This window comes from Luteimonas cucumeris (assembly GCF_007830035.1).
Classification (GTDB): Bacteria; Pseudomonadota; Gammaproteobacteria; order Xanthomonadales; family Xanthomonadaceae; genus Luteimonas_C; species Luteimonas_C cucumeris.
In genome coordinates this window covers 128,002-154,300 of sequence record NZ_VLKN01000001.1, presented here as the reverse complement: position 1 = coordinate 154,300, position 26,299 = coordinate 128,002, and the positions used below count along the sequence as shown (strand labels likewise).

24 protein-coding genes and 1 pseudogene are annotated in these 26,299 nt (G+C 66.5%); 12 read left to right on the top strand and 13 right to left on the bottom strand.

Annotation, left to right across the window (positions count from 1 at the left end; translation table 11 throughout):
• Positions 1–30: 30 nt before the first annotated feature.
• Positions 31–477 (top strand): GatB/YqeY domain-containing protein, encoded by a 447-nt coding sequence (locus tag IP90_RS00725; protein ID WP_144897660.1) that lies wholly within the window; start codon positions 31–33, stop codon positions 475–477.
• A gap of 170 nt (positions 478–647) precedes the next feature.
• Positions 648–1,538, top strand: coding sequence for a YihY/virulence factor BrkB family protein (locus IP90_RS00720; protein WP_144897658.1), 891 nt, complete (start codon positions 648–650; stop codon positions 1,536–1,538).
• A 13-nt stretch (positions 1,539–1,551) separates the two neighbouring features.
• Here the strand turns inward: IP90_RS00720 and IP90_RS00715 are convergent, their stop codons facing one another.
• The gene (locus IP90_RS00715; protein WP_144897656.1) at positions 1,552–2,136 is read right to left on the bottom strand and encodes an energy transducer TonB; all 585 of its coding nucleotides are present in this window, start codon (positions 2,134–2,136) and stop codon (positions 1,552–1,554) included.
• 169 nt (positions 2,137–2,305) lie between these two features.
• Between IP90_RS00715 and dnaG the strand changes: the two genes are divergently transcribed.
• The 4 genes from dnaG to IP90_RS00695 all read left to right on the top strand — a co-directional run bounded on the left by dnaG (position 2,306) and on the right by IP90_RS00695 (position 8,159).
• On the top strand, positions 2,306–4,027 hold the full coding sequence (gene dnaG, locus IP90_RS00710) for a DNA primase (RefSeq protein WP_144897654.1): 1,722 nt from the start codon (positions 2,306–2,308) through the stop codon (positions 4,025–4,027).
• Between the two features lie 118 nt (positions 4,028–4,145).
• Entirely contained in the window at positions 4,146–5,498 is a 1,353-nt protein-coding gene (locus tag IP90_RS00705; protein ID WP_144897652.1) for a hypothetical protein, read from the top strand.
• Positions 5,499–5,672: 174 nt separating this feature from the next.
• Positions 5,673–6,032, top strand: a complete 360-nt coding sequence (locus IP90_RS00700) for a hypothetical protein (RefSeq protein ID WP_144897650.1) — start codon at positions 5,673–5,675, stop codon at positions 6,030–6,032.
• Positions 6,033–6,170: 138 nt separating this feature from the next.
• Positions 6,171–8,159: a S9 family peptidase gene (locus tag IP90_RS00695; protein WP_144897648.1), complete on the top strand. Its 1,989-nt coding sequence runs from the start codon at positions 6,171–6,173 to the stop codon at positions 8,157–8,159.
• Positions 8,160–8,192: 33 nt separating this feature from the next.
• Here IP90_RS00695 and cyoE read toward each other — a convergent pair whose 3' ends face one another.
• Genes cyoE through IP90_RS00675 form a run of 4 tightly spaced genes read right to left on the bottom strand, consistent with a single transcriptional unit; the run spans position 8,193 to position 11,576 of the window.
• Positions 8,193–9,122 carry a heme o synthase gene (gene cyoE, locus IP90_RS00690; protein ID WP_144897647.1) on the bottom strand — a complete coding sequence of 310 codons (930 nt, stop codon included), beginning with the start codon at positions 9,120–9,122 and terminating at the stop codon, positions 8,193–8,195.
• Between the two features lie 3 nt (positions 9,123–9,125).
• Positions 9,126–10,274 (bottom strand): COX15/CtaA family protein, encoded by a 1,149-nt coding sequence (locus IP90_RS00685; RefSeq protein ID WP_144897645.1) that lies wholly within the window; start codon positions 10,272–10,274, stop codon positions 9,126–9,128.
• Between the two features lies 1 nt (position 10,275).
• Positions 10,276–10,860, bottom strand: coding sequence for a hypothetical protein (locus IP90_RS00680; RefSeq protein WP_144897643.1), 585 nt, complete (start codon positions 10,858–10,860; stop codon positions 10,276–10,278).
• Positions 10,857–11,576, bottom strand: a complete 720-nt coding sequence (locus tag IP90_RS00675; RefSeq protein ID WP_144897641.1) for an SURF1 family protein — start codon at positions 11,574–11,576, stop codon at positions 10,857–10,859. The genes IP90_RS00680 and IP90_RS00675 overlap by 4 nt, the downstream gene beginning before the upstream one ends.
• A 56-nt stretch (positions 11,577–11,632) precedes the next feature.
• On the opposite strand from IP90_RS00675, the gene IP90_RS00670 reads away from it, so the two are divergent.
• Positions 11,633–11,851 carry a twin transmembrane helix small protein gene (locus tag IP90_RS00670; RefSeq protein WP_144897639.1) on the top strand — a complete coding sequence of 73 codons (219 nt, stop codon included), beginning with the start codon at positions 11,633–11,635 and terminating at the stop codon, positions 11,849–11,851.
• Positions 11,852–11,986: 135 nt separating this feature from the next.
• Here IP90_RS00670 and IP90_RS00665 read toward each other — a convergent pair whose 3' ends face one another.
• The 5 genes and pseudogenes from IP90_RS00665 to coxB all read right to left on the bottom strand — a co-directional run bounded on the left by IP90_RS00665 (position 11,987) and on the right by coxB (position 16,294).
• Positions 11,987–12,874 carry a cytochrome c oxidase subunit 3 gene (locus tag IP90_RS00665; protein WP_144897637.1) on the bottom strand — a complete coding sequence of 296 codons (888 nt, stop codon included), beginning with the start codon at positions 12,872–12,874 and terminating at the stop codon, positions 11,987–11,989.
• 28 nt (positions 12,875–12,902) lie between these two features.
• Positions 12,903–13,529 (bottom strand): cytochrome c oxidase assembly protein, encoded by a 627-nt coding sequence (locus tag IP90_RS00660; protein WP_144897635.1) that lies wholly within the window; start codon positions 13,527–13,529, stop codon positions 12,903–12,905.
• Positions 13,526–13,669: a hypothetical protein gene (locus IP90_RS16715; protein ID WP_199753361.1), complete on the bottom strand. Its 144-nt coding sequence runs from the start codon at positions 13,667–13,669 to the stop codon at positions 13,526–13,528. Before IP90_RS16715 ends, IP90_RS00660 begins: the two co-directional genes overlap by 4 nt.
• A 49-nt stretch (positions 13,670–13,718) precedes the next feature.
• Positions 13,719–15,350 (bottom strand): annotated as a pseudogene (gene ctaD / locus IP90_RS00655) (cytochrome c oxidase subunit I); the annotation flags it as partial.
• A gap of 23 nt (positions 15,351–15,373) precedes the next feature.
• Positions 15,374–16,294 carry a cytochrome c oxidase subunit II gene (gene coxB, locus IP90_RS00650; protein ID WP_242007434.1) on the bottom strand — a complete coding sequence of 307 codons (921 nt, stop codon included), beginning with the start codon at positions 16,292–16,294 and terminating at the stop codon, positions 15,374–15,376.
• A 218-nt stretch (positions 16,295–16,512) separates the two neighbouring features.
• Between coxB and putA the strand changes: the two genes are divergently transcribed.
• On the top strand, positions 16,513–19,710 hold the full coding sequence (gene putA / locus IP90_RS00645) for a bifunctional proline dehydrogenase/L-glutamate gamma-semialdehyde dehydrogenase PutA (RefSeq protein ID WP_242007461.1): 3,198 nt from the start codon (positions 16,513–16,515) through the stop codon (positions 19,708–19,710).
• A 97-nt stretch (positions 19,711–19,807) separates the two neighbouring features.
• Here putA and IP90_RS00640 read toward each other — a convergent pair whose 3' ends face one another.
• Entirely contained in the window at positions 19,808–20,710 is a 903-nt protein-coding gene (locus tag IP90_RS00640; RefSeq protein WP_144897630.1) for a LysR substrate-binding domain-containing protein, read from the bottom strand.
• Positions 20,711–20,822: 112 nt separating this feature from the next.
• On the opposite strand from IP90_RS00640, the gene IP90_RS00635 reads away from it, so the two are divergent.
• A complete protein-coding gene (locus IP90_RS00635; protein WP_144897628.1) occupies positions 20,823–21,539 on the top strand; it encodes a glutathione S-transferase family protein in 717 nt (238 codons plus the stop codon).
• Positions 21,540–21,601: 62 nt separating this feature from the next.
• Here IP90_RS00635 and IP90_RS00630 read toward each other — a convergent pair whose 3' ends face one another.
• On the bottom strand, positions 21,602–22,966 hold the full coding sequence (locus IP90_RS00630; RefSeq protein WP_144897626.1) for an OmpP1/FadL family transporter: 1,365 nt from the start codon (positions 22,964–22,966) through the stop codon (positions 21,602–21,604).
• A 239-nt stretch (positions 22,967–23,205) separates the two neighbouring features.
• On the opposite strand from IP90_RS00630, the gene IP90_RS00625 reads away from it, so the two are divergent.
• From IP90_RS00625 to IP90_RS00615, 3 genes are all read left to right on the top strand, one after another.
• Entirely contained in the window at positions 23,206–23,898 is a 693-nt protein-coding gene (locus IP90_RS00625; RefSeq protein ID WP_144897625.1) for a rhomboid family intramembrane serine protease, read from the top strand.
• A gap of 24 nt (positions 23,899–23,922) precedes the next feature.
• Positions 23,923–24,243 carry a DUF1820 family protein gene (locus IP90_RS00620; RefSeq protein WP_144897622.1) on the top strand — a complete coding sequence of 107 codons (321 nt, stop codon included), beginning with the start codon at positions 23,923–23,925 and terminating at the stop codon, positions 24,241–24,243.
• Between the two features lie 619 nt (positions 24,244–24,862).
• Positions 24,863–25,399, top strand: a complete 537-nt coding sequence (locus IP90_RS00615; protein ID WP_144897621.1) for a CHRD domain-containing protein — start codon at positions 24,863–24,865, stop codon at positions 25,397–25,399.
• Positions 25,400–25,459: 60 nt separating this feature from the next.
• Here the strand turns inward: IP90_RS00615 and IP90_RS00610 are convergent, their stop codons facing one another.
• Positions 25,460–25,912: a hypothetical protein gene (locus IP90_RS00610; protein WP_144897619.1), complete on the bottom strand. Its 453-nt coding sequence runs from the start codon at positions 25,910–25,912 to the stop codon at positions 25,460–25,462.
• Positions 25,913–26,299 lie beyond the last annotated feature (387 nt).

Genomic DNA, 26,299 nt, shown 5'->3' with positions numbered 1-26,299 from the left:
CTCCGCCCGACACAACAACGGAGACCCGCCATGTCCCTCAAGCAACGCCTCACCGACGACATGAAGGCCGCGATGAAGTCCGGCGACAAGCACTCGCTGGGCGTGATCCGGCTGGTCAACGCCGCCATCAAGCAACGTGAAGTCGACGAGCGCATCGAACTGGACGACGCCGCCGTGATCGGCGTGCTCGACAAGATGGTCAAGCAGCGCAAGGATTCGGTGACCCAGTACGAGGCCGCCAACCGCGTAGACCTCGCCGCCGTCGAGCGTGCAGAGATCGTGGTGATCGAACGCTATCTGCCGGCCAAGCTCGACGAAGCGGCGATCGCCGCTGCGATCGATGCCGCCATCGCCGCCACCGGCGCGAGTACCGCGGCCGACATGGGCAAGCTGATGGCCGTGCTGAAGCCGAAGCTCGCCGGACAGGCGGACATGGGCCAGGTCTCGGCACTGGTGAAGCAGAAACTCGCCGGCTGAGTTGCACCTTCGCCCGGACGGGCACATCGCCTGCCGCTGTCATCCCGAACATAGCGAGGGATCTGCAGTGTCGTATGCACGGTACTTGAAGCAGGTCCCTCGCTACGCTCGGGATGACAAGACGTCGTCGTCACTTTTCTTTTAGCGCACCTCGGCCATCATGCCGTCGCATGCGCCGCCCTACGACCGCACACCTCCGCCACCACGTGCAACGCCTGCAGGAAACCCTGCCGGCGGCGCTGGCGCGACGCTTCGTCGAGACCGACCTGCTGACCCAGGCCGCATCGCTGTCGTTCTACGCACTGCTGTCGCTGGCGCCATTGCTGGTGCTGCTGCTGTGGCTGACCGCATCACTGTATCCGAGCGCGCAGGAGTCGTTGATCGACCAGGTCGGCGCACTCGCCGGACAGGGCGCCGAAACCGTCGCCGACACCGTGATCGACAACGCCACCCGCCGCCCCGATGTCGGCTCGCTGGCCGGCTTGTGGAGCACGCTGCTGCTGTTCATCGGCGCCACGGCGGTGTTCGCGCGGCTGCAGGCGGCACTGAACCTGATCTTCCGCACCGACGCCAAGCGCCTGCCCGGGATCGCCGCCTGGATCCGCAAGCGCGTGTTCTCGTTCGGCGTGGTGTTCGCGCTCGGCTTCCTGCTGCTGGTGTCGATGACACTGACCACCGCGCTGGAAATCTTCTTCGCCAACGTGCCGTCGCTGCTGCCGGCACTGGGCAACGCCACTGCGCTGGCGGTGTATGCCCTGGGCTTCGCGCTGCTGTACCACTACCTGCCCGACCGTCGCGTCCACTGGCGCCAGGCGTTGCTGGGCGGCGTGATCACCGCGCTGCTGTTCATCGCCGGGCGCTACCTGATCGGCCTGTACATCGGTCGCGCCGCGCCGGGCAGCGCCTATGGCTCGATGGGCACCCTGGTGATCCTGCTGGTGTGGATGTACTACGCCGCCGTGGTGTTCTTCGTCGGCGCGCTGATCACCGCGGTGATCGACGAGCGCCTGCGCGAACGCGCCGATCCACCGATCGCGGTGCCGGACTCGACGCCGCGCTAGCAGCGGTCGCCGATCAGCGCCCCACGGTCGCGTCAGCCGTATCGACCACGGGCCCCTGCGGCGTCTGCCGGAACACGAAGCGGTATGCCTGCCGGATCGCCAGCGGCCTGCGTACCACGCCTTCGCCCAGGCATGCGCTTTGCGGCGTCACGCCGGCCGGGAACTCGCAGACGTAGGCGGGAATGAACTGCCACTGCGACACCGCCGCCAGCACTGCCTGTTCGAACGCTGCGCCATATCCGGCGGTCGGTGCCGGACAGGCGTCGCCCTGGACCAGGGGATGGCTCTCGTACACGCGTCCCTGCGCATCGATGAACAACTCCGCGCACACCGAGACCGGTGCCAGCCGGCTGGCCAGCCACGCCTGCGGATAGGTCGGCAGCAGCCGGCCCGGATTGGGCAGGGCGGCCACGAAACGCTGCGCGACGCCGAGCTGCAGCTTGTCCCCGCCCTCAGGCTCGATCCACTGGTAAGCCACCTGGCCGGCATTGCCCGGCTCCTGCAGCGGACGCGTGGCGCAGCCGGCCAGCAGCATCGCGGCCAGGCACAAGCCTCCCGGCAGGCAACTAAGCGGACGAGTGCGGACCAGTGCTTCCATTCGATGCGTCTCCGGCAAAGCCAGCGTTCTATCATGGTCACCGCATGGCCCGCACCCGAGACGCCTCCATCGACGATCGCACAGCGACGACACTCGCTTGCGAGGTGCTTCCGCGCGCCGCCGCGCGCCGGCGAAACCCGTCTGCCCGCGTCATCGGCGGGCGCTAACGATGGCTCGCATTCCCGACGCCTTCATCGACGACCTCCTCGCCCGCACCGACCTGGTCGAGGTGATCGGCACGCGCGTGCCGTTGAAGAAACAGGGCAAGGAATATTCGGCGCGCTGCCCGTTCCACGACGAGCGCTCGCCCTCGTTCACGGTGTCGCCGACCAAGCAGTTCTACCACTGCTTCGGCTGCGGCGCGCACGGCACCGCGATCAGTTTCCTGATGAACTACGACCGGCTCGAGTTCCTCGATGCGGTCGACGAACTGGCCAAGCGCGCCGGCATGGAAGTGCCGCGCGACACCCGGCAGCGCAACGAGGACGGCGACACGCGCGATATCTATGCCGCGCTCGAAGTCGCCGCCAAGTTCTTCCACAAGCAGCTGGCCGGCAGCGACAAGGCGCGCCATTACCTCGACGGCCGCGTGGTCGACGCCGAAACGCGCGAGCGTTTCATGATCGGCTACGCGCCGGACGGCTACAGCGCGCTGAAGGATGCCTTGGGCACCGACGAGCGGCGCATGAAACTGCTCGATCGCGCCGGCCTGCTGTCCAAGAGCGACAACGGCCGCGTCTACGACAAGTTCCGCGACCGCGTGATGTTCCCGATCCACGACCGCCGCGGCCGCGTGATTGCGTTCGGCGGCCGCGTGCTGGATCCGGAAGACTCGCCGAAATACCTCAACTCGCCGGAGACCGCGCTGTTCCACAAGGGCCGCGAGCTGTACGGCCTGTGGCAGGTGCGCCAGGCCAACAGCAAGATCGAACGGCTGATCGTGGTCGAGGGCTACATGGACGTGGTCGCGCTGTTCCAGCACGGCGTCACGCAGGCCGTAGCCACGCTCGGCACGGCGACCACGCCGGACCACGCCGAGCTGCTGTTCCGCAACGCACCGGACGTGTATTTCTGTTTCGACGGCGACGCCGCCGGCCGCCGCGCCGCCACGCGCGCGATGGAATCGGTGCTACCGCGCATGAAAGACGGCCGCCAGGCCTTCTTCCTGTTCCTGCCCGACGGCGAAGACCCGGATACCCTGGTGCGGCACGAAGGCGCCGCCGGCTTCGACGCGCGCCTGCAGCGCGCGATGCCGCTCAGCGAATTCTTCTTCACCGAGCTGTCCGCCGACGTGAACCTGGGCACGCTCGACGGCAAGGCACGGCTGGCCGAACGCGCCAAGCCGATGCTCGCGCAGATTCCCGATGGCGCGTTCGGTGACCTGATGCAGCAGCGGCTGACCGAATTGACCGGCGTCGGCGCGCGCAGCAGTCCGGCGCAGACGCATGTACCGGTGCAGCGCGTGCAACGCACCAGCGCCGCGACGCCGCCGAAGCGCAGCCTCGTACGCAGCGCGATCGCGTTGTTGCTGCAGCAACCTTCGCTGGGCGCGGAGATCGCGCCGCCCTATCCGTTCGCCAGCCTGGAGCAGCCCGGCGTGGACCTGCTGGTGGAGATGCTCGAGCTCATCGGGCAACGACCCGACATCTCGACCGGCGTCCTGCTCGAACAGTTCGTCGACCGCGAGGAATCCAGCGCCCTGCAGAAGCTCGCCAGCCAGTCGATTCCCGGCAACGAGGCAGGCTGGCGCGCAGAACTGGTCGGCGCGATCGGCCAGCTCAACGCCCAGAGCCTGCAGCGACGTCGCGAGCAACTGCAGGCACGCATGTCGGAGCTGAGCGACGCGGAGAAGCATGAACTGCGCGCGCTGCTGAGTTCACGCAACGGCTGACGCGAAACACACGCACGACAGGGACCTAGGGTCGACCCCAGCTGGGGCACGTACCGATTGAGCGTGCGTTCCATCACACCTAGGCTGCCGCAATCCTCCACTGCACAGGATTGCCGTCATGGGCGATGTCAACTCCGCGGTCGATACGGTCAAGGATCGCCTCGACCAGGGCTTTCTCGACTGGGATGTCACCCACGGCGACCTCACCGACATCAGCGCGGCGGTCAACGAATTGGAGCCGTCCGAGCGCAACGAACTGATCAGCCGCCTCAGCGACGACGACCTGAAGAACTGGACACAGGAAATCGACGGCTTGAACGGCGCGCTGAGCGCCGAGGAACGTCAGGACCTGTTCAACAAGTTGGCGGAAGGGCTCGATGGCGAGCAGCTGACGCGCCTGGTCGAAGCCTTCGACGGCAGCCCAGGCGGACGCGAGGCACTGGGCGCGGCGGTGGCGCAGCATGCATCGTCCGAGGCCAAGGTGGCCTTCGTGCAGGCCACGGCGGGCAGCATCGACGCCGAGTATTCGGCGCAGCAGGGACGCTGGGGCAACGCCGAAACCGTCGTCATCGCCAGCATCCTGTCGAGCCTGGCCGGTGATCCCGATGCCTTCGGGCAAGCGCTCGGTTCGCTGAGCGATTCGCAGCTGCGCGACGTGATGGAGGTCGGCCTGGGCCGCACCTATGTCGCCGGCCACAACTACGCTTCCACCAGCGTCAATGCGTCGGTGACGGCCGCGATCATCGCAGGCGCCGCCAACCTCACCGACCCGGCGCTGAAGGCACGGGTGTTCGAGATCGGCGCACAGCAGATCGCGATCCTCCGCGACGAGACCATCAACCCGCTCGGTGGCGCGGATGCCCCGGCCGCGCAGATCACCGCGGCGCTCACGCAGCTGCTCGACAGCGACACCACCGGCGTGGTGCGCGAACTCGAAACCGCATTCCGCGATGGCAAGGGACTGACCAGTTACCTGGCCGAGCAACTCGAGCACGGCGGCGAGGCGGGACAGAAGCAGATCGGCGAATTCATCGCGAAGCTGCAATCGGGCAACGATCTCAGCGAGGATCCGCAGGCGCGCTTCCTGGCGACCGATGCGGATGGCAATTACCGCAACGCGCAGATGCTGGGCTACTTCATGGGCGGCGTGGAAGCGGGCATCAACATCGTGGCCGGCAACCGCGCCGACGAGGCAGCGATGATCGCGACCGTGTTCAAGGGTGTGGTCGGTGCGTTCGGCGCGATCAATCCCGGCACCGGCGTCGCGGCGAGTGGCGTGTCCACACTCACCGACCTGATGGTGACGAGCGCAGCCGACGGCTACAAGAACGACGCGTCGAACCTGCGCGACACGCTGACCTCGCTGGCCTATCCACGCGACGATCAGGGTCGTCCGTTCGAAGGCGAGCAGGCCGAGACGCCGTACGACACGGCCCTGCTGCGGGTGGTCAACGCCAATCGTTTCGAATGAGCGCATGAGCCGTGATGCGGCCCGCTTGTCCGCGCGCGCGCAAGCCACGTAACGCGTACCAATGGGAAGCGCAGTGACGTGTCGATGCCAGGCCTGAGCGTCCCTGCGCCGCGGCTGTACCGATGGCCCGTCATCGTCGTCGGCTGGGCCCTGCTCCTGCTCGCCGCATGCACGGTGCCGGCCACTCTCATGCCGTCGCCGCCGGCCGGCGCCCAGGCACTGGCACCGACCGGTCCGCACGAAACCCGGACCGACCTGCAGGTCGCCGACCTGTACGCGCGCTACGGCCCGCACTTCGGCCGGCTGCAATCGGCCTCCTATTCGTTGCCCGCGGACCTGGCGTGGGCCGACGTCGAGGCGCACTACGACCAGGCGCTGCGCGGCTGGAAGGCCGACGCGCGTTTCCCGCCGCGGAGCGGCAAGCTGGCGTCGCGCACCTGGGTCAAGGGCCGCCAGGTGCTGGTCATCGAACAGTTCGACGCCGGCGGGACGCGCGTGCTGGTGGTCGGCAGCAACCTCGGCGTTCGCGACTGAAGCACCGCGGCGGCGGGCGCCTTGCGCGTCGAAGTCCTCCTGTTTGCGGGCCACGCCGCCCGATCGTGACTTCCGGGCCGGGTCGCCGGCCCATCGCGCGCTAAGCTCGGCATTCCTGTCGCAAGGGAACGACACGCCATGACCCGTCCCGCCCTGCTGGCCTGCGCGCTGGCGCTCGCCTCCGTTGCGCCCGCTTTCGCGCAGACCGCCGCCGTCGAACGCAAGGAAGTCGGCAACCGCGTCACCGAAAACGTGCCGGCGATCCCGGCCGAACTCATCGACCGCCTCAACCGTTACCAGAACACGCGCGGTGCCAGCGTAGCCGGCTGGACCGGCGACGGCTGCCTGCTGGTCTCCACACGCTTCGCGGAAACCAGCCAGGCACATCGCGTCTGCACGCCGATGGGCATGCGCGAGCAGCTGACCTTTTATCCCGAACCAGTCGGCGGGTTGACGCCGGCGCCGAAGGACGGCTGGCGCGACGGATTCGTGTTCGCCAAGGACAAGGGCGGCGATGAGTTCTCGCAGCTGTACTGGTTCGATGCGCAGACGCGCAGCAGCACCCTGCTCACCGACGGCAAGCGCAGCCAGAACGGCGGCACCGTGCTCAACCACGACGGCAGCCTGATGGCGTATGCCAGCACCGCGCGCAACGGCACCGACCGCGACATCTGGATCCGCGACACCAGGGCGGGCACCTCGCGCGTGCTGCTGCAACAGGGCGGCAACTGGGGCGCGATGGATTTCTCGCCGGACGGCCGGCAACTGCTGGTGAGCCGTTACGTGTCGGCCAACGAGTCCTATCCCGGTGTGGTCGACGTGGCCACGGGCAAGCTGGAGATGTTCCCGATCGACGGCGGCAAGGCCTCGTTCGGCGGCTTCGCGTTCGCGCCCGATGGCAAGGCGGTGTACTTCGTCTCCGACGAGCCGTTCGAAGGCCAGCCCAGCGAGTTCCAGACCCTGCGTTACCACGATCCGGCCAGCGGCAAGCTGGTGCAGCTGAGCGACGTGCCGTGGGACGTGGATGGTTTCGAGGTGGCCGAGGATGGACGGCATCTCGCCTACATCACCAACGAGGACGGCATCTACAAGCTCAGCGTGCTGGCGCTGCCCTCGCACAGGCGCGTGAAGTTGCCTGAACTGCCGGTCGGCGTCATCGGCGGCCTGCATTTCTCGCCCGACGGCAATCGCCTGGCGGTGACGCTCAACACGGCCTCATCGCCCAGCGACGTGCATGTCATCGACCTGCGCAGCGCGAAACTGGAGCGCTGGACGCGCAGTGAAGTCGGCGGGCTCGACACCTCGACCTTCGTCACGCCGACGCTGGTGCGCTTCCCGACCTTCGACCAGGTCGACGGACAGCCGCGCACGATTCCGGCGTTCTATTACAAGCCCACGAAGCCGGCGCCGGCGAACGGCAGGTACCCGGTGGTGATCGACATCCACGGCGGCCCCGAAGGCCAGGCGGTGCCGTACTTCAGTCCCGATACGCAATACCTGGTCAACGAACTCGGCATCGCGGTGCTGGTGCCGAACGTGCGCGGCTCGTCCGGCTACGGCAAGAGCTATCTCAAGCTCGACAACGCCGAGAGGCGCGAGGACTCGGTGAAGGACATCGGCGCGCTGCTGGACTGGATCGCGCAGCAGCCGGAACTGGACGCGTCGCGCGTCGGCGTCACTGGCGGCAGCTACGGCGGCTACATGGTGCTGGCCTCGCTGATGAACTATCCCGAGCGCATCCGTGCCGGCGTCGACGTGGTCGGCATCTCTGATTTCACCACCTTCCTCAACAACACCGAAAGCTATCGCCGCGACCTGCGCCGCGCCGAATACGGCGATGAACGCATTCCGGAAATGAAGGCGGTGTTCGACCGCATCTCGCCGCTGAAGAACGCGTCAAAGATCAGGTCGCCGCTGTTCGTCGCGCAGGGCAGGAACGATCCGCGCGTGCCCTACACCGAGGCCGAGCAGATCGTGAAGGCAGTGCGCGGCAACGGCCAGCCGGTGTGGTTCCTGATGTTCAACGACGAAGGCCACGGCTTCCGCAAGAAGGCCAATGGCGACTACTTCGACGCGGCGGCGATCCTGTTCTGGCAGCAGCACCTGCTCGCCAACGAGGACAAGTAGACCTGTAGCCCGGGTACGCGAAGCGCACCCGGGCTACGCCTGCGGCACGAATTCCAGCGCCTGCACCGGCTGCAGCAACGGCAGCAGCCAGTGATCGACCAGCAGAAAGGCGAACAGCGCCATCAGGTAGACGATGGAATAGTTGAACACGCGCATCGCGAACAGCTCGTCGGGTGGATCTAGCAGGCGCCATGCATACCCGATGAACACCGCGCCCAGCACCAGCGCACCGCCGAGGTAGAACACGCCGCTCATGCCCGCCGCCCAGGGCAGCACGGTCGCCACCACCAGCAGCACCGTATACAGCAGGATCTGCCAGCGCGTGTAGCTCACCCCATGGGTGACCGGCAGCATCGGCACCAGCGCGCGTGCGTAGTCGTCGCGGCGGAAGATCGCCAGCGCCCAGAAGTGCGGCGGCGTCCACACGAAGATGATCAGCACCAGCAGCAGCGCGTGCTCCCAGTCGCCTGGCTGGCGCATGCCGGTGATCGCAGCCCAGCCCAGCAGCGGCGGCGCCGCGCCGGCGATGCCGCCGATCACGATGTTCTGCGGAGTCGCGCGCTTGAGGAACACGGTATAGACCACCGCATAGCCGATCAGCGAAGCGAAGGTCAGCACCGCGGTGACCGGATTCACCCAGAACCAGAGCACCAGCATCGACAGCGCGGCCAGCACCAGCGCGAAGGCCAGCGCCTTGGCCGGCGTGATCTGTCCGGCCACGATCGGCCGCCACGAGGTGCGTGCCATCTTCGCGTCGATGCGCGCGTCGAGCAGCTGGTTGATCGCCGCCGCGCTCGACGCCGCCAGCCAGATGCCGAGGAAACCGAGCAGGCCACTGCGCGTTTCCTCCAGCGTCGGCACGCCATCGATCGCCAGCAGCATGCCGACCAGCGCGGTGAACACGATCAGCGCGACCACGCGCGGCTTGGTCAACGCCCAGTAATCACGTGCCTGCAGGCTCATCGCTCAGGTTTCCGGACTGCGCAGTCGCGCCAGCAACGACACCAGCGTGAACAGCAGCAACGCGGCGCCGGCGTTGTGCAGCACCGCCACCGGCAACGGCAGCGCCAGCTTGACGTTGGCGATGCCCAGCGCGACCTGGGCGATGGTCAGCGCACCGAGCAGCAGGGTCCAGCCGCGCATGCCCGGCGTCTGCAGCAGGCGCGCGCAAAAGCAGGCCAGATAGACGAACACCACCACCGCCATCATCCGGTGCGCCATCTGTATGGCAATCCGCGATGCGCCATCGAGGATGCCGCCTTCGTAATCCACGCCGATGCCGCGCCACAGCACGAAGCCCTCGCGGAAATCGTGCGGCGGCCACCACTGGCCCACGCACTTGGGGAAATCCGTGCCGCAGGACAAGGCCGCGTAGTTGGCGCTGGTCCAGCCGCCGAGCGCGATCTGCGCGCCGAGGAGCACCAGGCCGATGACGGCCCAGCGCCGCAGGCTGCCGGCTTCGATCAGCTGGATCGGACGATCGATCGATCGCCACGCCATCCATGCCAGCAGCGAGAACGTCAGCAGGCCGCCGAGCAGATGCGCCATCACCACGATCGGTTTCAGCAGCCAGGTCACGGTCCACATGCCCAGCAGCGCCTGGAATACGATCACCGCGAGCGTCAGCGCGGCGACGCGGGCAAGATCGACATTGCTCCAGCGCAGTGCCGCGACCAGCAGCACCGCTTCGCCGACCGCCGCCAGCACGCTCGCGGCGACATGCTGGCCTCGCATGTACAGGGGGATGGCCACCGCGACCAGCGCGGCCGCGGCCACCACCTGCAGCACGCCATGGCGGCGCTTGCGCGCGGCGACCAGGGCCAGCGTCAGTACCAGCACGCCGAGCGTGCCGGCCAGCATGCGATGCACCTGCTCACGCCAGGCCTTGTGTGGTTCAACCGGGCGGATTGCGGTAGCGGCGTGGTCGGCAGCGTCGGTCGCCATCGATGGCCAGGCGGCGCGACCGTAGCAGGTCGGCCAGTCGGGGCAGCTCAGGCCGGCATTGGACAGGCGCACGAACGCGCCGAACACGATCACGCCCAACGCCAGCGCCACCGCCAGCCAGGCGATGCGATGGAAATTCTTCTGCAGTGCGGAACGGAAAGGCAGGTTCATGTCATCGCAGTTTCAGCAGCCGCGCCATGTCGCTGCGCAGGTCGCCCGGATCGAAGCCGGGAGCGTAACGCAATATCACGAAGCCGTTCGGATCGACCACGTAGACAGGCAGGTCGCGCCCGCTCCTCCCGCCGCGTTCGTCGGCGCGTGGCAACGCCGACAGCAATGCCGGCGAAGGTTGCAGCTGGCGCAGCGTGTCGGGCAGTTCGACACCGGCCGGTGGCGTGCCGATCCACAGCACGTGCACGTCGTCGGCGTTGTGGCCGAACAGTTGCCAGACCAGGTTGATCTCGCGCGCCAGTTCAATGCACTCATTGCCGCAATCGGCCGGCGGCGCCACCACGATGCGCCAGGTGCGCTCGACCGGATTCCAGCGATAAGTGCTGCCGTCGGCCAGCGTCGGCGTCTGTTGGCGCAGGTCGCTGGGCGGTTGCAGCAGTTCGCCGTGGTTCTTCAGTCCGCTCGGCCGCCAGCCGGAAAAGCGCAATGCCCCGGCGACGGCGAAGCTGCCGAGAAAGATCACGACCAGTGCGATCAGCATGCCGCGATTGCGGTTGCGGGACGGTGCGTTCGGTGGCGTGCTCATCGGCGCGGTTTCCGGAAGGTCAGGATCAGGGCCGTCGCCAGCACCGCCAGCGCCAGCGCGAACCACTGCACGGCGTAGCCGAGGTGCCGCTCCGGCGGCAGTGTGTTGGGGAGGATGTCGAGGTCGCGCGCGTAGCCGAGCTTCATCGCCGGATCCGGTCGCAGGATGCGGACGGCGATGGCCGGAGATTGCAGCGCCGCCTGCAGCGCAGACGGGTCCAGCTTCGCAGTCAGCAGGCTGCCATCGGACTGTGGCTGCAATTGCGCCTTGGCCAGTCCCGCCGACGGCGGCGGCAGCAGCAGTCCCTGCAGTTGGCGCTGCGTCGGCGATGGATCGAGGGTGGGCATCAGGCGGTCGCCGGGCAGCGGCAGCCAGCCGAGTTCGACCAGCAGCGGTGCCGCACCGGATGCGGGCTGGAACAGGCGGTAGACAAGCACGCCCGGTCGGCCGTCGCGCAGCTGGTTGTCGAGCAGAACGGCCGGGGTGCCAACGAACCGGCCCTCGCCCGCAGCCCAGTCGTATCGCTGTTTCCGCGCCGGGTCGGCGGCACTGGCCAATGGCAATGGCCGACGCTGCGCCAGCACCTGGCCGACTTCATCGAGCATCGCCTGCTTCTGCCGTTGCCGGTCGAGCTGCCACAGGCCCAGCGAGGTGAACGACGCCATCGCCAGCACGGCCAGCGTCCAGCCGAGCACGCGCGTACCGCGACGGCTCACGCGTGGCTACCGCGCGGCTGCGATAATGCCTTCATGCGCAATTGCCCGGTGTCACCATGAATGACTCGCTGAAAACCCTGCTGATCGTCGCCTTCCTGATACTCATCGTCTGGAACCTGGGGGCGGGCCTGTACTACATGCTGGTCGACAAGGGCCAGAGCAAGCGCACCGTGAACGCGCTGACCAAGCGCATCGCGCTGTCGGTCGCATTGATCCTGCTGGTGGTGCTGGCCATCTACATGGGCTGGATCACGCCGCATGGCGTAGGCCGCTGAGCGGCCGTGATTGGTGATTCGTGATTGGTAACGTCAAACGCGGGAAGCGACAGCTTGGCCGTCGCTTTTTCGTATCCGGGAATGTGGCGACACGCTTTTGCGAATCACCAATCACCAATCCCGAATCACGGCTCCTTACAACACGTACACGAACAGGAACAGTCCCAGCCACACCACGTCGACGAAGTGCCAGTACCAGGCCACCGCCTCGAACGCGAAGTGGCTGTCCTTGTTGAAATGGCCCTTGGCGCAACGCAGCCAGATGATCGCCAGCATGATCGTGCCCAGCGTCACGTGTGCGCCGTGGAAACCGGTCAGCATGAAGAACGTCGAGCCGTAGATGCCCGAACCCAGGGTCAGGTTCAGCTCGGTGTAGGCGTGGATGTATTCCTCGGCCTGGAAATACAGGAACAGGCAGCCGAGCAGCACGGTCAGGCCCAGGAACAGCAGCAGCTGGCCGCGACGACCGCCCTTCAGCGCGTGGTGCGCGATGGTGACCGTGACGCCCGAGGTCAGCAGGATGAGCGTGTTGAGCAGCGGCAGACCCCAGGCCGGAATCGTCTGGAACTGGCCGCCGACCTGCGCCGGACCGGCGCTCGGCCAGGCCGAGCTGAAGCCGTCCCACAGCAGTGCGTTGGTCATCACGCCGTCGCCTTCGCCGCCGAGCCATGGCATCGCGAACTGGCGCGCGTAGAACAGCGCACCGAAGAACGCGGCGAAGAACATCACTTCCGAAAAGATGAACCACACCATGCCCATGCGGAACGAGGTGTCGACCTGCTTGTTGTAGTAGCCGCGCAGCGATTCGGTGACCACGTCGGCGAACCACTTGAACAGGATCAGCGCCAGGAACACCAGGCCGGCGAAAAACACCGCGCGGCCCCAGCTGGCCTCGTTGAGCCAGCTGGCGAAGCCGACCATGGTGGTGAACAGCGCCACCGAGGCGATGACCGGCCAGCGGCTGCCGTGCGGCACGAAATAGATGTTGGGATCGTGCTGTTCGTGGGTAGGGGCCTGGGCCATGGTGATCTTCCGTTCGTTCGCTGTCAGGTCAAGGTGCGGCCAGCGCGGCGTGCGAAGACACGTTCGCCGCGCTCGACTGCGCCTGGGTATGGGTCGACGACGCGCCGAGGCGCGCGGTCTGGTCATCGTTCTTGTAGAAGGTGTACGACAGGGTGATGGTATTCACCTCTGGCGGCAGCGCGGGGTCGACGATGAAGCGCACCGGCATGTCGCGCGACTCGCCGGGCTGCAGCGTCTGCGCGGTGAAGCAGAAGCACTCGGTCTTGCTGAAATAGCCCGACGCGCGTGCCGGCGCCACCGACGGCACCGCGTTGCCGACGATCGCGCGGTCGCCGTTGTTGCGCGCGAAGTAGGTGGTCTCGTACTGCTCGCCGGGACGCACCTGCATGGTCAGCTGGTTGGGATGGAAGCCCCACGGCAGCTTGGAGTTGACGCCGCCATCGAACTGCACGGTGATGATGCGCGCGGTATCGCTTTCCTTCTTCGCGATCTGCGTGCCGTCGACCGCCGTCTTCTCCAGGCGGATGCCGAACACCTTCTCGCAGGCGATGCGGTACATCGGCACCAGCGCGAAGGTGAACGCGAATGCGGCCACCGCCACGCCAACCATCTTGACGAGGCCCAGCCTGTTGCTGCTCTTGCCCGCGTCGCTCATTGCCCCACCACCCCGGACAGGATGAAGGCAGCGTAGATCGCCACGACGATCACGAGCAGCACCAGCACCGTGCGGCGCACGCTGCTGCGACGCGGCGCGGAACCATTCTTGCCGCTGGCTGGATCAGGAGTGACGGACATTCTGGTGGTCGGCGGTATCGGCGCCGGTGGTGGCGGCGTCGTAATCCAGGTGCTCGAAATCGCCGTGCGCAAGATCGCCCGGCTGGATCACCGGCGGCACGGTGAAGGTGTGGTGCGGCGCCGGCGAAGGCACGGTCCACTCCAGGCCGCGCGCGCCTTCCCACGAACGCGCCGGCGCCTTCTCGCCGTACTTCCGCGAGTGCCACAGGATCGCGAACATCATGAACGGTGTCACGAACATGCCGAATGCGCCGATCGAGCTGATCAGGTTCCAGTCCGCGAACACCACGTTGTAGTCGGGGATGCGGCGCGGCATGCCTGCCAGACCGAGGAAGTGCTGCGGGAAGAACAGCAGGTTGACGAACACCACCGTCCACCAGAAATGGAACTTGCCCCAGAACTCGCTGTACATGCGGCCGGTCCACTTCGGCCACCAGTAATAGACCGCGGCGATGATAGAGAACAGTGCGCCGGTGACCAGCACGTAGTGGAAGTGCGCGACCACGAAGTAGGTGTCGTGGTACTGGAAGTCGGCCGGCACGATCGCCAGCATCAGGCCGGAGAAGCCGCCGATGGTGAACAGGATCACGAAAGCGACCGACCACAGCATCGGCGTCTCGAAGCTCAGCGAGCCCTTCCACATCGTGCTGACCCAGTTGAACACCTTCACGCCGGTCGGCACCGCGATCAGCATGGTCGCGAACATGAAGTAGATCTCGCCACCCAGCGGCATGCCGACGGTGAACATGTGGTGCGCCCACACGATGAACGAGAGGAAGGCGATCGCGGCGATCGCGTACACCATCGCCTGGTAGCCGAACAGCGGCTTGCGGCTGAAGGTCGGGATGATTTCCGACACGACGCCGAACGCCGGCAGGATCATGATGTAGACCTCGGGGTGACCGAAGAACCAGAAGATGTGCTGGTACATCACCGGGTCGCCGCCGCCGGCCGCGCTGAAGAAGCTGGTGCCGAAGAACTTGTCGGTCAGCAGCATCGTCACCGCGCCGGCCAGCACGGGCATCACCGCGATCAGCAGGAACGCGGTAATCAGCCACGACCAGCAGAAGATCGGCATCTTCAGCAGGTCCACGCCCGGGGCGCGCATGTTGAGAATGGTGGCGATCACGTTGATCGCGCCCATGATCGAGCTGATGCCCATCATGTGGATGGCGAAGATCATGAACGCCACGCTGCTGCCGCCCTGCAGCGACAGCGGCGGATACATGGTCCAGCCGCCGGCCGGGCCGCCGCCGGGCAGGAACAGCGTCATCAGCAGCAGGGTGAAGGCGAACGGCAGGATCCAGAACGACCAGTTGTTCATGCGCGGCAGCGCCATGTCCGGCGCGCCGATCTGCAGCGGCACCATCCAGTTGGCCAGGCCGACGAAAGCCGGCATCACGCCGCCGAAGATCATCACCAGCGCATGCATGGTGGTCATCTGGTTGAAGAATTCGGGACTGACGTGCTGCAGGCCCGGCTCCATCAGTTCGGCGCGGATCACGACCGACATCGCCGCGCCGATGATGAACATGATGAAGCTGAAGATCAGGTACAGCGTGCCGATGTCCTTGTGGTTGGTCGAGAAGAACCAACGCTCCACGAAGCTCTGCTTGTGGCCGTGATCGTCATGATGGTCGACGTGGCTGTCGACGCCGGTGGCGGGTGAATACGTGGACATGACCTACCTCGAAAAAGTCTTGATCAACCGGCCGCTGGCGCGGAAACGGCGGAATTCGTCTGCGCGGTCGCGGGCGCGGCGGCTTCCGCCGGCGTGGCCTCGGCGGGCGCCGGTGCCGCAGGCGCGGCGGGCGCAGCCTGCTTGGCCTTCTGCGCCGCCAGCCAGGTCCTGAACTCTTCCTTGCTCACGGCCTTGACCACGATCGGCATGAAGCCATGGTCCTTGCCGCACAGTTCTGCGCACTGGCCACGATAGATGCCGGGGGTGTGGATGTCGGACCAGGCTTCGTTGACGATGCCCGGGATCGCATCCTGCTTCCAGCCCAGCGCCGGCACCCACCACGCATGGATCACGTCGTCGGCGGTGACCAGGAAGCGCACCTTGGTGTCGACCGGCAGCACCAGCACGTTGTCGACGTCGAGCAGATAATGGCGGTTCTTGTCGAAGTCCGGGCGCTGGCCGCCCTGGCGGATCTGGTCGCTCTCGCGGGCCAGGCGGCTGGTGAAGCTGACGTCCTCGCCCAGGTAGTCGTATTTCCACATCCACTGGTAGCCGGTGATCTTCACCGTCATCGCCGAGTCGCGGGTGTCGTACATCTTGATCAGGTTGGCCGTGGCCGGCCACGCCAGCGCGATCAGGATCACCACCGGCACGATCGTCCAGATGATCTCGGCGGTGGTGTTGTGGCTGAACTGCGCCGCGACCGCGCCCTTGGATTTGCGGAACTTGAACATGGCGTAGAACATCGCGCCGAACACCAGCACGCCGATCACCACGCAGATCCACAGCACGATCATGTGGGATTCCCACGCGATCTGTGCCGTGTGGGTGACACCCCGGGTCATGTTCAACTGCCAGCGCTCCGGATCGGCCGCTTGGGCCCACGCCAGACTTGGCGCCATAGCCGCCAGCATTCCCCATCGCATCGCACGCGCTAGATTCATCTTTGCCTAGACCCCGGAATACAGGACTGTCGTCGTCGGTATGTTGCGGCCGCGGCCGATGCGGCCGCGACCAGCGCGCGCAGCGCTGAATCGGACGGCCCAACAGGCTCGCAACCGCGGAAAACTGCGAAATGGTAGCCCCGCGGGGGCTTTGCGGGCAAGCCAGACCGTCGCATCGACGTCCGTGCGACTGCCGCGAAACCCGCGCAAACGCTAGAATTGACGGTCTTGCGTCCACCGATGCCGTCGTGACCGAAATCCTCTCGCCCGAACTCCCGCCCACGCCTGCGGCGCTGCGCGCGGCCATCACCGCGGCCTGGAGCCGCGACGAAGCCACGCACGTGCACGAACTGCTGTCGCAGGCGCGCCAGACCGACGCCGACCACGCCGCGATCCAGGCCACCGCCGCCGACCTGGTGCGCCGCGTGCGGGCCCGTGCGCAGGACCAGGGCGCGATCGAGGCGTTCATGCGCCAATACGACCTGGGCAGCGAGGAAGGCGTGCTGCTGATGTGCGTGGCCGAGGCGCTGCTGCGCATCCCCGACCAGGGTACCGCCGACCGCCTGATCCGCGACAAGCTCGGCGAGGCCGACTGGAAGAAGCATATGGGCCAGTCCGATTCGGTACTGGTCAACGCCTCGACCTGGGGCCTGATGCTGACCGGCCACCTGGTCGACCTGGCCGACGACACCAAGCGAGACGTGCACAACGCCTTCAAAAGGCTGGTGGGCCGCGTCGGCGAGCCGGTGATCCGGCTGGCGGTGCGCCAGGCGATGAAGATCATGGGCCACCAGTTCGTGATGGGGCGCAGCATCGACGAGGCGCTGGCGCGTTCGCGCAAGGGCGACAACGCGAACTATCGCTATTCCTTCGACATGCTCGGCGAAGGCGCGCTGACCACGAAGGACGGCCTGCGCTACCTCGACGCCTATCGCATGGCGATCAACGCCATCGGCGGCACCGGCCCGTTCGACGACGTGTTCGCCGCACCCAGCATCTCGGTCAAGCTGTCGGCGCTGCATCCGCGCTATGAACACGCCAAGCGTGCGCGCGTGCTCGCCGAGCTCGGCCCGCGCCTGCTGGAACTGTCGCAGCTGGCGAAGTCGTACGGCATCGGCCTGACCATCGACGCCGAGGAAACCGATCGCCTCGAACTGTCGCTCGACCTGATCGAACAGGTGCTCCGCGATCCGTCACTGCAGGGCTGGAGCGGTTTCGGCATCGTCGTGCAGGCCTACCAGAAGCGCGCCCCGTTCGTGATCGACTGGATCGCCGATCTGGCGCGGCGCCTCGGCCGCACGATTCCGGTGCGGCTGGTCAAGGGCGCGTACTGGGATTCGGAGATCAAGCGCGCGCAGGTCGATGGCCAGTCGGGCTATCCGGTGTTCACGCGCAAGCCCAACACCGACGTGTCGTATCTGGCCAACGCGCGGCGCCTGCTCGACGCCACCGACGCGATCTATCCGATGTTTGCGACCCATAACGCGCAGACCATCGCCGCGGTGCATCGCCTGGCGGGCAGCAAGCGCTACGAATTCCAGAAGCTGCACGGCATGGGCGACGACCTCTATGCCGAAGTGGTCCCGGCCGATCGCCTCAACGTGCCGTGCCGCGTGTACGCGCCGGTCGGCTCGCACGAGGACCTGCTGCCGTACCTGGTACGCCGCCTGCTCGAGAACGGCGCCAATTCCAGCTTCGTCAACCGCATCACCGACGAGGACGTGGCGATCGACGACCTGATCCGCGATCCGGTCGAGACCGTGGCCGCGTTCGCGTCGATCCCGCATCCGCGCATCCCGCTGCCGGTCGACCTGTACCGCTGCCACCCGGCTTCCAACGAAAACGCTGAAAGGAACAACTCGATGGGCGTCAACCTCGCCAACGACGATCAACTGCGCACGCTGGCCACGCAGGTGAATGCCGCCGTCGCCGACTGGCGCGCCGCGCCGCTGGTGCCCGGCGCCAGCCTGTCCGGTCCGCAGATCGCGGTGACCAATCCGGCCGACCGTCGCCAGACCATCGGCCAGTGGCAGGCCGCCGACGCAGCCACCGTCGAACGCGCACTGCAGAATGCGGTGGCCGCGCAACCGGCGTGGGACCGCATGCCCGCCGCATCGCGCGCCACCATCCTGGAACACGCCGCCGACCTGCTCGAGCAGCGCATGCCGCAGTACATCGCGCTGTGCACCAGGGAAGCCGGCAAGACGATTGCCGACGGCGTCGCCGAAGTGCGCGAGGCGGTCGACTTCCTGCGCTACTACGCCGGCCAGGCGCGCAAGCTGTTCGCGCCCGAGCCGCTGCCCGGCCCGACCGGCGAGTCCAACACGCTGCAACTGCAGGGTCGCGGCGTGTTCGTCTGCATCAGCCCGTGGAATTTCCCGCTGGCGATCTTCGCCGGCCAGATCGCCGCGGCGCTGGCCGCCGGCAATGCGGTCATCGCCAAGCCGGCCGAGCAGACCAACCTGATCGGCCATGCCGCGGTGAAGCTGCTGCACGAAGCCGGCGTGCCGGAAGCGGTGCTGCAGTTCCTGCCCGGCGACGGCGCCACCGTCGGCGCGGCATTGACGAAGGACCCGCGCGTTGCCGGTGTCGCCTTCACCGGCTCGACCGACACCGCGCGCGCGATCAATCGTTCGCTGGCCGCGCGCGACGCCGCGATCGGCGTGCTGATCGCCGAAACCGGCGGCCAGAACGCGCTGATCGCCGATTCCTCGGCGCTGCCGGAACAACTGGTCAAGGATGCGCTGGCGTCCGCGTTCACCTCCGCCGGCCAGCGCTGCTCGGCCGCGCGCGTGCTGTACGTGCAGGACGACATCGCCGACAAGGTGATCGACATGCTGGCCGGCGCGATGGCCGAACTCAGCGTCGGCGATCCCGGCCTGCTGTCGACCGACGTCGGCCCGGTGATCGACTCCGACGCGCTGAAGCTGCTCGAAGATCATGCCGCGAAGATGGCCGGCATCGCCAAGCCGATCGCCACGGCAAAGACCGGCGACTCGATCGCCCATGGCAGCTTCTTCGCGCCGCGCGCGTGGGAGCTGCAGTCGCTGTCGCAACTGACCCGCGAGAACTTCGGCCCGGCGCTGCACGTGATCCGCTGGAAGGCCGACCAGCTGGACCAGGTGATCGACGCGATCAACGGCAGCGGCTACGGGCTGACGCTGGGCATCCACTCGCGCATCGACGACACCATCGAACGCATCGCCGCGCGCGCCAACGTCGGCAACATCTACGTCAACCGCAACCAGATCGGCGCGGTGGTCGGCGTGCAGCCGTTCGGTGGCCAGAACCTGTCCGGCACCGGCCCCAAGGCCGGCGGCCCGCACTACCTGCCGCGCTTCGCCACCGAGAAGACGCTGACCATCAACACCACCGCCGCCGGTGGCAATGCGTCCTTGCTGACACTCGGGGAATAACGCGGAAGGCCGAAACGCAGCGGTCGGTGCTACGCCCAGACCTGCTGCGTTATCTGTCATGGACGCAGCCTCGACCCTGCTGTCATCCCGATCAGGATCAGCCCGCGTCTTCGCCCAGGCAACGCGCCAGGAACTCCACCGTCGCACGTACCGCGGGCAACTGGCCGCGCCGGTGCGGCATCACGATCGACGTGGTCACGCGACCGGCCGTCCACTCCGGCAGGACGCGCACCAGTTGCCCCGCCGCAAGCGCGGCGCGACAGATCGTTTCCGGCAGGCAGGCCACGCCCAGTCCTGCGACCGCCGCGTTGACCAGCACGATCGCTTCGTTCGCCGCCATGCGCGGCAACGGCGTCACCTGCAGCGTTTCTCCAGCGGTACTGGACAGCTGCCATTGGGTCGCCGTTGCCCCGGTCAGCAACCCGTCGTGGTGCGCAAGATCCAGGGGCGAGTGCAACGCATCGCGCTGCGCGAGGTAGGCAGGCGCGGCCACCAGCAGGATCTGCTCGACCAGCAGCTGGCGTTGCACCAGTCCGGAATCCGGCAGCGGCGCGAAGTGACTGCGCACGGCGATGTCGAAGCCCTCCTGCACCACGTCGACGAAGCGGTCGGTGACCACCAGCTGCACCTGCAGGCGCGGGTGCATGCGCGCCAGCGTGGGCAGGTGCGGAGCCAGGTGCATCTGCGCGGTCGGCACCGCAGCGGTGATCTTCACCGTGCCGCTGGGCTCGGACTGGCGCCGACGCACCACCGCTTCGGCCGCCTCGGTCTCAATCAACGCGGCGCGAGCATGCTCGTGGAAGTCGCGACCCAGTTCGGTGAGGACAAAACTGCGCGACGTACGATGGATCAGGCGCGTGCCCAGCGCGTCCTCGAGTTCGGCGACGCGCTTGCTGAGGGTCGACTTGGGCACGCCCAGATGACGCGAGGCGGCGGCAAAGCCCCCGTGCTCGACGGCGGCCGCGAACAGCACGAGGTCGTTGAGATTGAGACCGGCCATAAGTCCATGTGTGTGGACGATAAGTCCAGTATTTGCCGACTACTCATGCAATGTCCACACGAATAGATTGATCGCACCCGGACATCGGGTCTCTCCATCAAGGAAATCCATCATGAAAACCACCGCTGCCACCCTGTTCTACGGCGTGCCCTCGGGCTGCTCGTTCGGTTCGATCGTCGCGCTGGAATGGCTGGGACAGCCCTATCGCCTGTCGCGCATCGAGATGCCGGAAATGGTCACCGGCGACGCGTACCGCCGCATCAACCCGGTCGCGGAAACGCCGTCGTTGCTGACTGACGGGGGTCAGGTCATCAGCGAGAGCTTCGCCATCCTCAACCACATCGGCGCCCGCGACATCGACAAAGGCATCGGCTTTGCCCAGGGCACCGCGCAGTTCGATCGCCTCAACCAGATACTGGGCTTCCTCAACACCACGTTCTTCAATGCCTTCGCGCCGTTGTGGCACGTGCTCGAGCACGGCAGCGACGACAACGAGGCGGCCGTGCTGCGCGAATATGGCCGCGCCAAGGTGTTGCGCGCCCACGCTTTGCTGGAAGCGATGCTGGGCGACCAGCCGTGGCTGCTGGGCGAACACAAGACCGTGGCCGATGCCTATTTCGCCGGCATCGCCCGCTGGACCAAGTACCACGACGTCATCGACCGTCGCGACTACCCGAACCTGCAGCGCCTGTACGACAAACTGCAGGCCGATCCGGCGGTGGTCTTCGCGCACGCGATCGAACAGCAGCAGCGCGCGGTGTCGGCCGGCGGCTTCCTCGGCGAGATCGGCATGGAGCAGGCGATGGGTTGGTTGCCGCAGGCCGCCTGAGCGTTCCCAGCAAAAAAAAGCCCCGCCGGAGCGGGGCTTTTTTCATTGCATGTGACGCGTGATCAGAACTTGTACTGCGCCGAGATGCCGAACAGGTCGGCGTGGCCATCGAACGTGCCGCTCAGCGTGCTGCCGCTGCTCGACTCGATGTTGGAGAGCTCCGGATCGTCGATGAAGATGCGGGTGTAGGCGGCAGTGACTTCGAATGCATCGCTGCTGCGCCAGGTCAGGCCGATCGAGCCCCACTGGCGATCAGCGTCGGGCAGGCGCGGCGTGCGGGTCTCGATGCGGGTCGGCGACTGGTCCTGGGCATAACCGGCGCGCAGGGTGAACGACTGGTTGATGTCCCATTCGCCGCCGATCGAGGCGAACACGGTGTCGTCCCAGTTGAAGTCCTCGACCGACAGCACGTCGTTGTTCGGGCCAGCGAAGATGGTGACGTTGCGCATCGAGCTCCAGTTGGTCAGCGACACGTCGCCCATCACGCGGACGGTGTCGGTGATGCCGTAGGAGACGCTGATCGTGCTCACTGCAGGCGTGGTCAACGGCGCCATGCCCTTGGAGTCGATGAACTGGCCCGGCGCGGTGGCGGCGAGCACGGTGGCGACATTGGACGGCACGGTGAAGTCGACATCGCCTTCCAGGCGCTGGTCGATTTCCGAGCGGTGCGAGAAGCCGATCGCCAGCTTGTCGTCCGGATGGATGTGCATGCCGACGATCCAGCCGATGCCGGTGTCGTCGCCGGTGACGCTGACCGAGCCGTCGTTCATCTGCGGACGGAACGGGCTGGCCGGGTTGAAGCAGGCGGCCGGACCGGCCGGCGAACCCGCGCACAGGGCAGTGCCGAAATCGATCGCGTTGGACAGGGTCGCCTCGGCGCGCTGATAGATCAGGCCGGCACCGATGGAGACTTCCGAGCCGAAGTTGAACGAAGCCGCGAGGGTGACCTCGATGGTCTTCACGTCCGACTCGAGCGCGTTGTAGCGGCCGACCCAGCCGTCCTGGTACTCGGTCTTCAGGCCGAACGGCGCGCTGACCTGCGCACCCAGGGTCATGCCGGTGTCGCCGATCGGGAAGATCGCCGCCATCGACGGCACCGGCGTGGCATCGCCCGGATCGCCACCGTTGTTGCCGGTGAGGGGCGTGCCGACCGCGGTCGTGCCGCCGCCGCTGAAGTCAGCGGTCAGGTCGATCACAGTCACGTCGGCCTGCACCGCGCTCTGCTTGAAGGTGGACATCGCGGCCGGGTTGTTGGCCACCACCGAGGCGTCGCCCGTGGCCGAGGCGGAGCCGGCGAACGCACGGCCCAGCGCCTTGTTGCTGTTTTCCTTGATCTGGAAGCCAGAGGCCGAGGCCTGGCCGAACGCCAGCACGCCGGCGATTCCAAGGGCGAGCGCCGTGACGCGCGCGAAATTCTGGTTCTGCATGTACGTTCTCTCCGGGGCAATTTGGTTAAAGACCTGCCTCTTGCAGGCTAGTGAAGAAGCTGACTTCCCTGCTTCGCCGCGCCGGTTCCCCTCCCGACGTACGTAGCCGTATGCAATATACCCCTTCCTTTAACCTTAAGCTAACAATACGACCGCCACTTGTTACGTACGGAAAGTCATGCGCAGCGTGACCGACCCGCCGGATCGGGGGCGTCATCCCGCCCCATAATCCTGCCGCCATGTTCGTCACCATCCCGCCGCGCCAACGCAACCTGATCCGCTGGGCGACCCCGCTGCTGCTGGTGTCGCTGTGGGCGGCGTTCCTGTGGGTGATCGCGCGGCCGGACGCGGCGCACCGCACCCTGCTGCTCGATTGGGGCGTGCTGACCGGCGCGCTGGATCCGTCCGGCGGCTGGCGCGGCGTGTTCGGACACGGCCGCGGCCTGCGCCTGCTCACCGCGCTGTTCCTGCACGCGGACTGGGCGCACCTGCTGGGCAACCTGGTGTTCCTGCTGATCTTCGGCCTGCCGGCCGAACGGGCGATGGGATCGTGGCGGTTCCTGGCGCTGTTCCTGCTCGGCGGCGCGGCGGCGAACTTTGCCGCGATGCTGACGATCAGCGCACCGGATCGCGTCATCATCGGCGCCAGCGGCGCGGTGTCGGCGGTGATCGGTGCGTACCTGGCGCTGTTCCCGCGCGCCAAGCTCGGAGTGGTGTTGCCGCTGGGCCTGTTCCTGGAATTCGTGCGCGCGCCGGCGTCGCTGCTGATCGGCATCTGGGTGCTGCTGCAGATCGTGTTCACCTACATCGGTCCGGCTTACGGCGCGGTGGCGTGGACCGCGCACCTGGCCGGCTTCGCGTTCGGCGGCGCATTCGCGCTGGTGATGCGCGGTTCGATCGCGCGCCGCCTGCGCCAGCAGCGCGGCTACTGACACGCCCGCGCCTATAATCGGCGCATGGCCAAATCGCTTTACAAGATCACCTTCCACAACCACGGCAAGGTCTACGAGTTGTACGCGCGCAGCGTCGCCGGCAGCAGCCTGTGGGGTTTCACCGAAGTCGCCGACCTGGTGTTCGACGTGCACGACGGACTGGTGATCGACCCGACCGAGGAACGCCTGCGCGACGAGTTCGGCGGCACCCGCGTCTTGCACCTGCCGATGCAGAGCATCATCCGCATCGAGGAAGTCGAGAAGAAGGGACAGGCGGTGATCCGCGATGCGGCCACCGGCGAGAAGGTGGTGACGCCGTTCCCGCTGCCGGCCAAGCCGAGGTAAGCGGCGCCATTGAGATTGCTGCGCGGACGGCCCGATCCGGGACCTGTCGCGCACGCAGGCCAGACGCCGCGAGGCAAAGCATCCGCCGCCATGCCCACGGGCCGGACAGGCCGCACGCACTGCCCAAAAAGCCGCGCCAGTTCGGGTCCCTCTGCCCTCGCGAAGGGGTGCAGTGGCCCGGTCGAGGGCCAAAAAGTCTCTTGCGGGCGGCTATGGAGGTCCGGCAGGGGGCAAAAAGTCCCGTGCGAACGGCTACTGAGGCCCGACGGAGGGACAAAAAGTCGCGTGCGGGCGGCTGCTGAGGCCCGATGGAGGGACAAAAAGTCGCGTGTGAGCGGCTACTCAGGCCCGATGGAGGGACAAAAAGTCCCGTGCACGCGGGTATGCAGGCCCGGCCGAGCGGCAAAAAGTCTCTGCGCAGGGGTGTGCCGCCCTGCCACGGGACTTTCTGGCAGTGGACTCCAGTCGCGCGCTACGGGCATCGCACCGCCCCCACTGCCGTTCGTCGGCGCAATGGGTAGCCACGGTATTTTTCATCGCCACGAAACGGGCCACGGCCTAGCGTTCTGCTCGGATCCGCCTTTATTCCCGGCCTGCACGGCCGCCTGAGGCTGATGACATGAGACACCATCCCGCCAACGGGTCACGCCGGCTCGCGGCCCTCGTCCTGTGCGCGGTTCCCGCGCTCGCCCTCGCCGAAACCGTGATCGTGCCGCTGCGCAGCTTCGAGGAAGTGCCCTCGGTGTCCTCGCCGGCGCAGGGCCGGTTCCGCGCCAGCATCAACGAGAACGCCGGCACCATCGACTACCGGCTGTCCTATTCGGGACTTCAGGGAGAGGTGCGCCAAGCGCACATCCATTTCGGACAGCGCGGCGTCAATGGCGGCGTCAGCGTGTTCCTGTGCCAGACCGCGACCAACTCCGATCCCACCGGCCTGGCGCCGACCTGTCCGCAGTCCGGCGAAGTCAGTGGAACGCTGCAGGCAGCCAACGTGGTCGGACCCGGCGGACAGGGCATCGCCGCCGGCGAGTTCGCCGAACTGGTCGCGGCGATACGCGCCGGCGTGGCCTACATCAACGTCCACTCCAGCACGTTCCCCGGCGGCGAAGTGCGCGGCCAGGCGCGTGGCTTCGGGCACTCGCACGCGGGCCATTGAGGATTGCGGGAACCGGGAACGCTGCGGCGTTGCCGCGATCCGCTTGCCGGATCGCTCGAATCAAGCCGACCCGCGAAGCGGGTTCGGCTTGAATGAAGTGTTAGGCAGTACCCCAAGGCAGAACGCGATGCCGGAAACGAAACCAATGCACGCTGCAAGCAGCCCTTGAGACAATTTTGTGAGTTCGCCTGAAACGAGCCAAACAAGCAAGAGGTCAATGAGGACGCCAATGAAGGAGGCACCGATACATACATATGCCCAATTGAGAATCTTCAAGGCGCGCAGCAAAAGTACAAAGGGAAGCCCGAGCAGAGTTGTTGCGAGGAATGAGATAGGTGTAGCTATTACGAAGATTCCGCCTATGCCGATTAGAAGATTGTTCAAGGATGGCGCGCGGGCCTGGGAAATCAGCGCGATGAAGATGAGGATGATCGGCACCACAAGGGAAGCGAATAACACTCCGATCCAGAGAGAGCGTTTGTGCTGTGATTCTGGCAGATCGTCTGAAGTCATCTGTGCCCCCTACCACCTGAATTAAGCCGAATTGCGTAGCCAAAGCCATGGCAAGTTCTTTCCGCTATGGCCTTGGTTTACCGAATGAATTTCGGCTTGAACGAATTGTTGGAACTTTTGCCGAGGTCATGTAAGTGCAGCTCTCTTGCAGGCAGCACTGTATGTGATACGGGAAAAGTCATCAGGATATGGCTCTATGCCATGCATGTGCCGCATTACCCGAGAGAACTTGATGTTGGATATCGAGAACTGGCGGCCGTAGATTGCCAGGTCTTGCTCATTAGCCGGACGGACATCGCTGCCGTGGAAGGTTCGTAACCGCAACCCATCTGGCGTATCTACAACGTAGGGCGGACGAGGAATGTTGGCAGGTGGCTCTTGCCACCC